Raw genomic sequence first — 11,845 nt, 5'->3', positions numbered from 1 at the left:
CCTCTGAAAACTTGAGTCCATGCAACGACCGAACGATCGGTTGGTTCCACGGGACGCGGCCGAGCGGATGACGCGCGAAGAGCTGACGGCACTGCAGCTGGAGCGGCTGCGGGCCACCTTGCACCACGCCTACGAGAACGTGCCCTTCTACCGGCGCTCGTTCGACTCCGCCGGCATACGGCCCGAGGACTGCCGCACCCTCGCCGACCTCGCCCGCCTCCCGTTCACCACCAAGTCCGATCTCCGGGAGCACTACCCCTTCGGCATGTTCGCCGTGCCCGGCTCCCGGATCCGGCGCCTGCACGCCTCCAGCGGCACCACGGGCACGCCCACCGTCGTGGGCTACACCGACCGGGACCTGGACACATGGGCCGAGGTCGTCGCCCGCTCCATCCGCGCAGCCGGCGGCCGGCCCGGCGACAGGATCCACGTGGCCTACGGCTACGGGCTGTTCACCGGCGGCCTCGGCGCGCACTACGGCGCCGAGCGGCTCGGCTGCACGGTGATCCCCGCCTCCGGCGGCATGACCGCGCGCCAGGTCCGGCTCATCCAGGACCTGCAGCCCCGGATCATCATGGTCACGCCCACCTACATGCTCACCCTGCTCGACGAATTCGAGCGCCAGGGCGTCGACCCGCGCAGCACGTCCCTGGCCACCGGCATCTTCGGCGCCGAGCCCTGGACGGAGGAGATGCGCCGGGAGATCGAGGAGCGCTTCGCCATCGACGCCGTCGACATATACGGCCTCTCGGAGATCATCGGCCCCGGCGTGGCCCAGGAGTGCGCCGAGACCAAGGACGGGCTGCACATCTGGGAGGACCACTTCTACCCCGAGGTCGTCGACCCGGTCACGGGCGAGGTGCTGCCGGAGGGGAGCCACGGCGAGCTGGTGCTCACCTCCCTCACCAAGGAGGCCATGCCGGTCGTCCGCTACCGCACCCGCGACCTCACCCGGCTCCTGCCCGGCACCGCCCGCCCCGCCTTCCGCCGGATGGAGAGGATCACCGGGCGCAGCGACGACTTGATCATCCTGCGGGGCGTCAACCTCTTCCCCGCGCAGATCGAGGAGATCGTGCTGCGGACGCCGGGCCTCGCCCCGCACTTCCAGCTGCGCCTCACCCGCGAGGGCCGGATGGACCACCTCACCGTGCGGGCCGAGGCCCGCCCGGAGGCGACGCCGGAGCAGCGCGGGGCCGCGTCCGGCGAGGTGGCTCGGCAGGTGAAGGAGGGCATCGGCGTCACGGTGGCCGTCGAGGTGGTCGACGGCGGGACGCTGGAGCGGTCGGTGGGCAAGCTGAAGCGCATCGTGGACGAGCGGGGAAGGCGGTGAGGGGGCCGGGCACGCCGGACCCTGACCGGGCTGATCCGGGCGGCGGCGTCCCGGCGCTCCCCCGGCTGCCGTGTGCCGGCGGCCCGGCGCGGCCGCGGCGAGGTCCGCCGAGGCCGTCCTGGTCAACCGCGCGGCACAGTGGCGAACCGCTCCCGGAGCTCCCGTTTCAGCACCTTGCCGGAGGCGTTGCGCGGCAGCTCGTCCACGAAGAGGACGCGCTTGGGCGCCTTGAAGGAGGCGAGCCGCTCCCGGGCGTACGCCGTCAGCTCCTCCTCGGTCACGCCGCCGCGCGAGACGACCACGGCGGTGACCGCCTCGATCCAGCGGGGGTCGGGCAGGCCGATGACGGCGGCCTCGGAGACGGCCGGGTGACCGTAGAGCACGTCCTCGACCTGGCGGGAGGCGACCAGCACGCCACCGGAGTTGATGACATCCTTCAGCCGGTCCACGACGGTGAGGTAGCCCTCGGCGTCCCGGACGGCCATGTCGCCGGAGTGGAACCAGCCGTCCCGGAAGGCCTCCTCGGTCTCCTCGGGCTTGCCCCAGTAGCCCTGGCACAGCTGCGGGGAGCGGTAGACGACCTCGCCGGGCGTGCCGTCGGGCACGTCGGCACCCCTCCCGTCCACGACGCGTGCTTCGACGAACAGGACCGGGCGGCCGCAGGAGTCCATCCGCCCCCCGTGCTCCTCGGGGCGCAGCACGGTGGCCAGCGGCCCGATCTCGCTCTGCCCGAAGCAGTTGTAGAACGCGAGGCGGGGCAGGCGCGTGCGCAGGCGCTCCAGGACCGGCACGGGCATGACGGAGGCGCCGTAGTACGCCTTGCGCAGCGCCGACAGGTCCCGGGAGGCGAAACCGGGGTGGCCCGCGAGGGCGATCCACACCGTCGGCGGGGCGAAGAAGCTGTCGGCCCGCCCGGCCTCCACCATTTCGAGGACGTGGTTCGGGTCCGGCGCGTCGATGAGGGTGTTCTCCGCGCCCACCGCCAGGAAGGGCAGCAGGAACACGTGCATCTGCGCCGAGTGGTAGAGCGGGAGGGCGTGCAGCGGCCGGTCGGTCTCCCTGAGGTCCAGGGCGGTGATCGCGCTCAGGTAGGCGTGCACGAGCGCGCCGTGCGTCATCATCGCGCCCTTGGGCTGCGCGGTGGTGCCGGAGGTGTAGAGCAGCTGCACGAGATCGCCCTGCTCCGGGCCGCCGGCGGTCAGGGTCGCGACGCCCGGGCGCCGGTGCTGCGCCGCGCGTTCCAGCAGGGATCCCGTGGCGTCGCGCAGCGGCAGGGCGGGGACGGAAGCGGGCAGCCGGTGGGCCAGGTGCGGGTCGGTGAGCACCAGCGCGCTGCCCGACTGCTCCAGGATGTAGCCCAGTTCGCCGCCGGTGAGGTGGTGGTTGACGGGGACGTGCACGAGACCGGCGCGGGCGCAGGCCAGGAAGCCGATCAGATAGGCGTCGGAGTTGTGGCCGTAGGCGGCGACGCGATCGCCGTCGCGCAGCCCGCCGTCGCGCAGGGCTGCGGCGGCGCCCGTCACGGCCTCGTCCAGCTCGCGGTACGTCCAGGCGCGCTCCCCGTACCGCAGCGCCGTCCGCTCCGGCACCCGCCGGGCCGTGCGCCGCAGCATGCCGTCCACCGTGCTGTCCCGGACTCCCGTCATGCCCGGATCCTGGGTCCCGCGCGCACCGCGGTCAAGGGGGCGCGACGGCGAGCGGGCGGGTACGGGCACGGGCGCTCGATCGTGAAGGGGCGGCGGGCGGGTCGCGTCCGGGATCAACTCCCCGCCCCGCGCAGGCGTCCTATCCCCCGCAGGCGACTTCTCGTCCCTCCGTACCCATGGGAGCCACGTTGCCCTTACGTCATCGCATGAGAGCCCTGGCCGGCCTCGGCCTGGCGGTGCTGACCTGCGCCGCCGCGCTGCCGGGCGAGGCCGCGGCCGCCGGCGCGCCCGCCCGCGCCGAGCACGCCGAGGGAGGCGGCCTGTCGGCCGTCGTCCGCTACACCGAGTACGGCGTCCCGCACATCGTCGCGAAGGACTACGCGAACCTCGGCTTCGGCACCGGCTGGGCCCAGGCCGCGGACCAGGTGTGCATCCTCGCCGACGGGTTCCTCACCCTGCGCGGCGAGCGCTCGGCCCGCTTCGGCCCCGACGCGAAGCCCGACGGATCGCTGTCGTCCGCCACCTCCAACCTCTCCAGCGACCTGTTCTTCCGCGGGCTGAACGAAGCGAAGACCGTCGACAGGATCCTCGACTCGCCCGCCCCCGCCGGGCCCACGCAGCAGGCCAAGGAGCTGATGCGCGGCTGGGCCGCGGGGTACAACGCCTGGCTGGCGCAGAACCGCACCACCGACCCGGCCTGCCGCGGCGCCGACTGGGTCAGGCCGGTGACCACCCTGGACGTGGCCCGCCGCGGCTACGCCATCACCGTCCTCGGCGGCCAGGGCCTGGCGGCCGACGGCATCGCCGGCGCCGCACAGCCGGGCGCGGCGCCCCGTTCGGCCAAGGCGCCGGCGGACCCCGCCGAAGCGGCCCGCAAGGTCTTCGGCGAGCAGCGCAGGAACGCCGGCATGGGCTCGAACGCGGTCGCCTTCGGGGGCTCCACCGCCGCGAACGGGCGCGGCCTGCTGCTCGGCAACCCCCACTACCCCTGGCAGGGCGGCCGCCGCTTCTGGCAGTCGCAGCAGACCATCCCCGGCGAGCTCAACGTCTCCGGCGGCTCGCTGCTCGGCATGCCCGTCGTGGAGATCGGCTTCAACGAACGCATCGCCTGGAGCCACACGGTGGCCACCGGCGTGCCGACCAACCTGTACGAGCTGAGGACCGTCCCCGGTGACGCCCACGCCTACCTCGTGGACGGCAAGCCCGAGCGGATGACCGAGCGCACGGTCACCGTGCCGGTCCGCGGCAAGGACGGCAGCACCTCACGGGTCACCCGCAGCCAGTGGTGGACGCGCTACGGGCCGGTGGTCACCTCGATCGACGACCTCCCCCTGCCCTGGGCCGACGGCAAGGCCTACGCCCTGACCGACCCCAACGCCGAGAGCCTGCGCTTCACCGACGCCTCGCTCGCCCTGGCCAAGTCCCGCAGCGTGCGCGGCGTCCAGGACGCCCTGCGCCGCACGCAGGGCCTGCCCTGGGTGAACACGATCGCCGCGGACTCCGGGGGCCACAGCCTCTACACCCAGGCGCAGGTCCTGCCCCGGGTCACCGACGAGCTCGCCGGGCGCTGCTCGACCGCCCTCGGCCGGCAGACGTTCCCGGCCGCGGGTCTGGCCGTCCTGGACGGCTCCCGCGGCGACTGCGCGCTCGGGCGCGACGCCGACGCCGTCCAGCCGGGCATCTTCGGCCCCTCCGCGATGCCGGCGCTGGTCGACGCCCCGTACGCCGAAAATTCCAACGACAGCCCCTGGCTGCCGAATGCGGACCGCCCGCTCACCGGCTACCCGAGGATCTTCGGCGACGTCTCCACCGCCCGCTCGCTGCGCACGCGCGGCGCGATCGAGGACGTGTCCGCCATGGCAAAGCGCGGCGGGCTGACCGTGGCGGACCTGGAGCGGCATCAGTTCGCGAACCGTGCCCCCGCGGGGGCCCTGGCCGCGGCCGATGCGGCGAAGGCCTGCGCCGCGCTGCCGGACGGCAGGGCGACGGGCAGCGACGGCAAGCCCGTCGACGTCTCCGCGGCCTGCGGAGTGCTGGCCCGCTGGGACCGGACGGTGCGTACGGACAGCAAGGGCGCGGTCCTCTTCGACCGCTTCTGGCGCAGGCTCGTGCGCTCCGCTCCGCAGGCCGAGCTGTGGCGCGTGCCCTTCTCCCCCGCCTCCCCCGTGACCACGCCGAACACCCTCAACACGGCGTCCCCGGCGGTCGGCCGGGCCCTCGCCGACGCGGTCGCCGAGCTGCGCGGGGCGGGCATCGCCCTGGACGCGCCCCTGGGCGAGCACCAGTTCGTCGAGCGCAACGGCAAGCGCATCCCCATCGCGGGCGGCGCCGACGCCCTGGGCATCTGGAACATGATCGAGTCGGCGCCGTGGGACTCCGCCCGCGGCGGCTACACCGAGGTGCGGCACGGCTCCAGCTACATCCAGGCCGTCGGCTTCGACGGCGGCCCCTGCCCGGCGGCCCGCACCCTCCTGACGTACGGGCAGTCCTCCGACCCCACCTCGCCGCACTACGCGGACCAGACGCGGCTGTTCTCGGCCGGTCGCATGGTCACGGCCCGCTTCTGCGAGAAGGACATCCTGTCCTCGCCGCAGCTGCGAGTGGTGCGCGTGGGCGAACGCTGACGGCCCGCATCCGCTGACCGGGGCCGGGTGCCGCTCACACCGAGCGGCCCCGGCCCTTCCAGTGGGGCTCCCGCAGGCGGCGTTTGTAGAGCTTGCCGTTGGGGTCGCGGGGCATGGCGGCGATGAACTCGACGGACCTGGGGCGCTTGTAGCCCGCCAGCGCCCCGGCGCAGTGCGCGAGGATGTCCGCCGCCAGCGGGGCGCCCGGTGCGTGCCCCTCGGCCGGTTCGACGACCGCGCGCACCTCCTCGCCCCAGTCGTCGTGCGGCACGCCGAAGACGGCGGCGTCGGCCACGCCCGGGTGGGCGAGCAGCACGGACTCGATCTCCGCGGGGTAGATGTTGACGCCCCCGGAGATGATGAGGTCGATCTTGCGGTCGCGCAGGAAGAGGTAGCCGTCCTCGTCGAGGCTGCCGAGGTCGCCGACGGTGAAGAAGTCGCCGATGCGGCTGTCGCGGGTCTTGCCGGCGTCCTTGTGGTACGCGAAGCCGCCGGTGGTCATCTTCATGTAGACGGTGCCGAGCCGGCCGGCCGGGAGGCGGTTGCCGTCGTCGTCGAAGACGGCGAGCTCGCTGATGGGCCACGCCCTGCCGACGGTGCCGGGCTTCTTCAGCCAGTCCTCGGCGGTGGCGAAGGCGCCGCCGCCCTCACTGGCCGCGTAGTACTCCTCGATGCAGCCGCCCCACCAGTCGATCATCGCCCGCTTGACGTGCTCGGGGCAGGGCGCGGCGCCGTGCACGGCGTGGCGCATGGACGAGACGTCGTAGCGGGCCCGGACGTCCTCCGGCAGCGCGAGCAGCCGCTGGAACTGGGTGGGGACCATGTGCGTGTGCGTGCACCGGTGCGCCTCGATCAGGCGCAGCATCTCCTCGGGCGTCCACTTGTCCATCACCACCAGGCGGTGGCCGATGTGCAGGGACGCGGCGGCGAACTGCAGGACGGCCGTGTGGTAGAGCGGCGAGCACACCAGGTGGGTGTTGCCGTCGAACGGCCGGATGCCGAAGATGCCCAGGAACCCGCCGAGGTGGCCCTCCTCGGGCGGCTTGCCGGTGAGCGGGCGGCGGATGCCGCGCGGCCGCCCGGTCGTGCCGGAGGTGTAGTTCATGACCCAGCCGAGGGTGCGGTCGGCGGGCGGGGTGTCCGGGCGGCGGTCGAGGAGGGCGGAGTACGGGCGGAAGCCGGCGATGTCCCCGACGGCGTAGCGCCGTGCGGCGGGCAGCGCGGCCTCGTCGGCGGCCGCCGTGGCCGTGGCGGCGAACCGCTCGTGGGCGATGAGGACCTTGGCCTCACTGTCGGCGACGATCCAGGCGATTTCCGGCCCGACGAGGTGGTGGTTGACCGGCACCAGGTAGAGACCGGCCTGGGTGGCGGCGAGGTGGGCGGTGAGGAGCTCGGCGCCGTTGGGCAGGACGACGGCGAAGGCGTCGCCGCTGCGGAGTCCCGCGGCGCGCAGCCCGTGGACGAGGCGGTTGGCGGCGCCGTGCAGGCGTCCGGCGGTCCACGTGCCGTCGGCCGGGTCGACCAGGACGACGCGGTCGGGGTCGGCGGCGGCCTGGGCCCAGAACCCGTTGGGCGGTTGGGGTGGCATGGGGCCTCCTTCGGGTCGGAGGTGGACGGCACGGACGGGGTGCACGGCGGGGGGCGTACGCGGCCGGGCCGGACGCGCGGCGTGGACGGCCGGAACGGCCGGAACGGCCTACGTGACCCGGGCGGTCAGTCCGGTGAGTCAGCGGCCGGTCCTGCCCGCCCCACGGGGGCACCCGCCGCCGCAGGGGCACCCGTCCTCGCCGCGATGCGGTCGAGCCGCGCGACGGCCCGGTCGAAGCCCCTCGTCAGGTCGTCGAAGACGGCCTGTACGCCGCGGCGGCTGTTCATGCTGCCCACGATCTGGCCGACCGGCGTGCCCAGCAGCGGGGCGGCCTCGTACTTCTGGATGCGGGTCAGGGCCTCGGCGACGAGGAGGCCCTGCAGGGGCATGGGGAGGGGGCCGGGGCCGGACGGGTCGTCCCATGCCTCGGTCCAGGCCGTGCGCAGCTGGCGGGCGGGCTTGCCGGACAGGGCGCGGGAGCGCACGGTGTCGCCGGAGCCCGCGGCGAGGAGCTTGGCGGTCAGGGCCTGCGAGCCCAGGTCGGCCTCCTCGGTGGTGAGCCAGAGGGAGCCGATCCACACGCCCTGCGCGCCGAGGGCGAGCCCGGCGGCGATCTGCTCGCCGGAGCCGATGCCCCCGGCGGCCAGGACGGGCAGCGGGCCGACGGCGCGGACGATCTCGGGGGTGAGGACCATGGTGGCGATCTCGCCGGTGTGGCCGCCGGCCTCGTAGCCCTGGGCGACGACGACGTCGATGCCGGCGTCGGCGTGCCGGGTGGCGTGCCGGGCGCTGCCGGCGAGCGCGGCGACGAGGGTGCCGTGGGCGTGGGCGCGCTGCACGACGTCGGCGGGAGGCGGTCCGAGGGCGTTGGCGAGCAGGGCGAGCGGGTGGTCGAAGGCGGCGTCGAGCTGGGCGCGGGCGACGTCCTCCAGCCAGCCGGTGATGCGCCAGCCCCGCCGGTCCCCGGCGGCGAGTTCGGGGACGCCGTGCCGGGCGAGGAGGTCCCGGACGAAGCTGCGGTGCCCGTCCGGGATCATCGCTTCGACGTCGGCCTCGGTGACCCCTTCGGCCCGTCCGGCGGGCATGACGACGTCGAGCCCGTACGGCCTGCCGCCGGTGTGCGCGTCCATCCAGTCGAGGTCCCGGGCGAGCGCTCCGGGGTCGGTGTAGCGGACGGCGCCGAGGACGCCGAGCCCTCCGGCCCGGGAGATCGCCGCGGCGACCGCGGGGAAGGGCGTGAAGCCGAAGACGGCGTGCTCGATGCCCAGCCGCTGGCTCAGCTCGGTCTGCATGGGCGGCAGGATGCCGCAGGAGGCCGGGCGAGGGAAGAGGTTTTCTGACGCGTCGTCAGCAGACTGGGCCACCGGGTACGAGGCGGGAGCCGGCTACCGGTGCAGCGGCCGGCCCCGCGTCTGCCCGACCCGCCGGACCGCCGCGACCTGGCGGTAGAGCTCCACCGCCTCGGTGGAGCGGCCCAGCTGTTCGAGGCAGTGCGCCTCGTCGTTGCGGCTGGTGAGGGCGTCCGGGTGGTCGGCGCCCAGCACCCGCTGCCGGGCCTGCGCGACCTCGCGGTAGACGGCGAGGGCCTCGGTCCAGCGGCCCAGCCAGCCGAGCCCGACCGCGATCTCGCGCCGGCTCACCAGCGTCTCGGGGTGGTCGGCGCCCAGCACGCGCTCGCGGACCGCGCCGACGTCGCGGGCCTCGGCCAGGGCCTCCTCCCAGCGGCCGAGGCGGCCGAGGTTGACGCCCAGGCAGTGCCGGGCGCGCAGGGTGTCGGGGTCCTCGGCCCCCTGGGCCCGGGTGCGCTCGTCGACCAGATCGCGGAACAGCCCCAGGGCCTCCGCGCTGCGCTGGAGGCGGCCCAGGCAGATGCCGGTCTCGTAGCGGGCGGCGAGCGTGTCGGGGTGGCCGGGCCCCAGCACCCGCTGCCGGGCGACGGCCACTTCGCGGTACGTCTGCAGCGCCTCGGTCCAGCGGCCCAGCTGGCCGAGGGCGTAGCCGACCTCGTAGCGGCTGACGAGCGTGTCCGGGTGGGCGGGGCCGAGGACCCGCGAGCGGGTGACCGCGACCTCGCACGCCATGCGGTACGACTCCTCCGGCCGGCCCAGGCGGCCCAGGTTGAAGGCCAGGTTGTGGCGGCAGCGCAGGGTGTCGGGGTGGTCGCTGCCCACGGTCCGCTCGCGCGCGGCCAGCACGGCGGCGTACACGTCGTGGGCCTCGAAGTGCCGGCCGAGCTGCCCGAGGACGTACGCCGTCTCCTGGCGCGCGGCGAGCGTCGCGGGGTGGTCGGCCCCCAGGACGCGCTCGCGCCCGGACGCGGCGCGGGCGTACTCGCGCAGCGCCTCGGCGGGCCGCCCCTGCATGCTCAGGGCGAAGGCGGCCTCGTAGCGGCTGGTGAGGGTGTCGGGGTGGTCGGGGCCCTGGAGGCGCTCGCGGTCGGCGGCGACGGCCGCGTGCGCGCGGCCGGCCTCCTCCCAGCGGCCCAGCCGGCCCAGCCGCAGCCCCTCCTGATGACGGGCCACGAGCGCGGCGAGGGCCTCCGGCGCGGGCGGGGCGAACGCCTCCGCGACGGCGGGCGCGCCTCCGGCGGGCACGGCCGGCCCTGGCACGGCGCGCCGGGCGGGCTCCGGCAGCCCCGCCGCAGGCCTCACCGGCCCCACGGGCTCCGCCGGACCCGCCGTCCACGCGCCCGTGAGCGCCGCCGCCGGGTCCGGCGGCGGCGCCGTCCGCGGGCCGGGGCCGGTCGCCTTGGAGCCCGTGGTCATGTTCCTGGCCCAGCCGGGCAGCCGCGGCTCGGGCAGCCGCACGGCCGACCGCACGACGGGGCGCGGGCGGCGCCCGGGCGCCGTCCGGTGCGCGGTCGCCAGGCGGGCGAGGCGGTCCGGCGGCTCCAGGACGAGCAGGCGCCCGTGGAGTTCGGCGGCGTCGGGAGGGCGGTCGTCGGGGTCCTTGGCGAGCAGGTCGAGGACGATCCGCTCGAAGGCCTCCGGCAGGTCGGGGCGGTGGGTGCGCGGCGGCACGGGCGCGGTGTCCCGGTGGCCGACGAGCACGGCCCAGGCGTCGTCCATGCCGAACGGCGGGGCGCCGGTGGCGATCTCGTACAGCACGCACCCCAGGGAGTACAGGTCGCTGCGGTGGTCGACCGGGCCGCCGCCGATCTGCTCGGGCGACATGTAGTGCGGGGTGCCCATGGCGATGCCGGTGCCGGTCAGGCGGGAGGAGAAGGAGGACGAGTAAGAGAGGGAATCGCCCAGCCGGGCGATGCCGAAGTCGCAGATCTTCACCGTCCCGTCGGCCAGCCGCATGATGTTGGCCGGTTTGAGGTCCCGGTGCACGACGCCCTGGCGGTGGGTGTAGGCGAGGGAGGCGGCGACCTGCTCCGCGATCTCCAGGATGTCGGGGAGGACGAGCGGCAGGCCGCCGGTGTCCTCCAGGAGCTCGCTGAGGTTGCGGCCGTCGAGGAGCTCCATGACCAGGTACAGCACGCCCTCGCACTCGCCGAAGTCGTGGATGACGGTGATGCCGCGGTGCTGCAGCGCGGCCGCGACGCGCGCCTCGCGGCGGAAGCGCTCGCGCAGCACCCGCAGGTACGACGGCTCGTGCCGGGGCCCCATGGGTTTGAGGCACTTGACGGCGACCTGCCGGCCGAGCGACTCGTCGAGCGCCCGCCACACTTCGCCCATCCCGCCCCGCCCGATGCGTTCGAGCAGGCGGTACCGCCCTTGGATCAGCCTGGATTCCGCCATCCCGCGCCGCCGCCCCCGTCGATGCCCCGCGCTTCCCCCGGCCCGTCCAGTATGGCGGCCCGTCTGTGCAGGTTGTAGGAGGAGGGACGGCTACCGGGCCCGAGTCTGGCGACGGCGCGGAGGATGTGCTTGGGCGGCAGCTGCCAGCGGAGGCCCGCGGGGATCGTGCGCAGGGCGGCACCGGCGGCGCGCAGGCGGCGGGTGACGACGTGCGGGGGCGGGGCCTGCCGCCCGTACAGCTCGTGGGCGTAGGGGGGCAGCGCGGCGTACGCGAGGGAGGCCGCCCGCCCCCAGAGGAGCTCGCGCACCGGAACCACCGGAAGGGGGACGGGCGGGCGGCGCAGGAAGGCGTCGACCCCGCGGGCCTCCGGGGTCAGGGCGAGCTCGGGCCGCACCTTCTCGAAGTAGGCGGCCATCCGCCCGGCCGTGCCGGGCACCTCGGCGGGGTCGAGGCCGACGAGCCGGGCGGACTGCCGGTGTTCGGCGTAGTAGGCGTCGGCCTGGGCGTCGCTGAGCGCGATGCCGGAGCGGCGGACGACGTGGAGGTAGGAGTCGACCTCGGCGCAGTGCACCCACAGGAGCAGGCCGGGGTCGTCCACGGGATAGCGCTCGCCGGTGTCCGGGTCGGTGGCGGACAGGCGGCGGTGGATGCCGCGGACGGCCGCTCCCGCGCGCTCGGCGGCCTCGGTGGTGCCGTACGTGGTGGTGCCCACGAAGTTCGCGGTGCGCAGCAGGCGGCCCCAGGCGTCCTTGCGGAAGTCGGAGTTCTGCGTGACGCCGCGGACCGCGCGCGGGTGCAGCGCCTGGAGCCACAGGGCGCGCACCCCGGCGATCCACATCATGGGGTCGCCGTGCAGCTGCCAGGTGACCGATGCGGGTCCGAAGAGCCCGGGGTCGGCGTGCGGCATGGG

The 11,845-nt window shown here is 75.2% G+C and carries 7 protein-coding genes; 2 read left to right on the top strand and 5 right to left on the bottom strand.

Annotated features, from left to right (window positions below; all coding sequences use genetic code 11):
• Positions 1 to 19 precede the first annotated feature (19 nt).
• Entirely contained in the window at positions 20 to 1,330 is a 1,311-nt protein-coding gene (gene paaK / locus NQU55_RS00565; protein WP_168091678.1) for a phenylacetate--CoA ligase PaaK, read from the top strand.
• A 122-nt stretch (positions 1,331 to 1,452) separates the two neighbouring features.
• On the opposite strand, the gene NQU55_RS00560 is transcribed toward paaK, so the two are convergent.
• Positions 1,453 to 2,976: a fatty acyl-CoA synthetase gene (locus NQU55_RS00560; protein WP_168091679.1), complete on the bottom strand. Its 1,524-nt coding sequence runs from the start codon at positions 2,974 to 2,976 to the stop codon at positions 1,453 to 1,455.
• A gap of 206 nt (positions 2,977 to 3,182) precedes the next feature.
• Between NQU55_RS00560 and NQU55_RS00555 the strand changes: the two genes are divergently transcribed.
• A complete protein-coding gene (locus tag NQU55_RS00555; protein WP_240976183.1) occupies positions 3,183 to 5,600 on the top strand; it encodes a penicillin acylase family protein in 2,418 nt (805 codons plus the stop codon).
• Positions 5,601 to 5,634: 34 nt separating this feature from the next.
• Here the strand turns inward: NQU55_RS00555 and NQU55_RS00550 are convergent, their stop codons facing one another.
• From NQU55_RS00550 to NQU55_RS00535, 4 genes are all read right to left on the bottom strand, one after another.
• Positions 5,635 to 7,188, bottom strand: coding sequence for an acyl-CoA synthetase (locus NQU55_RS00550; RefSeq protein WP_168091681.1), 1,554 nt, complete (start codon positions 7,186 to 7,188; stop codon positions 5,635 to 5,637).
• Positions 7,189 to 7,313: 125 nt separating this feature from the next.
• Positions 7,314 to 8,480, bottom strand: a complete 1,167-nt coding sequence (locus NQU55_RS00545) for an NAD(P)H-dependent flavin oxidoreductase (RefSeq protein WP_168091682.1) — start codon at positions 8,478 to 8,480, stop codon at positions 7,314 to 7,316.
• A gap of 93 nt (positions 8,481 to 8,573) precedes the next feature.
• Positions 8,574 to 10,934, bottom strand: coding sequence for a serine/threonine-protein kinase (locus NQU55_RS00540; RefSeq protein ID WP_168091683.1), 2,361 nt, complete (start codon positions 10,932 to 10,934; stop codon positions 8,574 to 8,576).
• A complete protein-coding gene (locus NQU55_RS00535; protein WP_168091684.1) occupies positions 10,916 to 11,842 on the bottom strand; it encodes an oxygenase MpaB family protein in 927 nt (308 codons plus the stop codon). The genes NQU55_RS00540 and NQU55_RS00535 overlap by 19 nt, the downstream gene beginning before the upstream one ends.
• Positions 11,843 to 11,845: the final 3 nt, after the last annotated feature.

This window comes from Streptomyces telluris (assembly GCF_024519335.1).
Lineage (GTDB): Bacteria > Actinomycetota > Actinomycetes > Streptomycetales > Streptomycetaceae > Streptomyces > Streptomyces telluris.
Note: the sequence above shows the minus strand (reverse complement) of the source record. Positions and strands in the feature narration are given on the sequence as shown.

Coding starts and splice junctions, on each gene's coding strand:
- paaK (WP_168091678.1), top strand. CDS start 20: ATGCAACGACCGAACGATCGGTTGGTTCCACGGGACGCGGCCGAGCGG.
- NQU55_RS00555 (WP_240976183.1), top strand. CDS start 3,183: ATGAGAGCCCTGGCCGGCCTCGGCCTGGCGGTGCTGACCTGCGCCGCC.
- NQU55_RS00550 (WP_168091681.1), bottom strand. CDS start 7,188: ATGCCACCCCAACCGCCCAACGGGTTCTGGGCCCAGGCCGCCGCCGAC.
- NQU55_RS00545 (WP_168091682.1), bottom strand. CDS start 8,480: ATGCAGACCGAGCTGAGCCAGCGGCTGGGCATCGAGCACGCCGTCTTC.
- NQU55_RS00540 (WP_168091683.1), bottom strand. CDS start 10,934: ATGGCGGAATCCAGGCTGATCCAAGGGCGGTACCGCCTGCTCGAACGC.
- NQU55_RS00535 (WP_168091684.1), bottom strand. CDS start 11,842: ATGCCGCACGCCGACCCCGGGCTCTTCGGACCCGCATCGGTCACCTGG.
- NQU55_RS00560 (WP_168091679.1), bottom strand. CDS start 2,976: ATGACGGGAGTCCGGGACAGCACGGTGGACGGCATGCTGCGGCGCACG.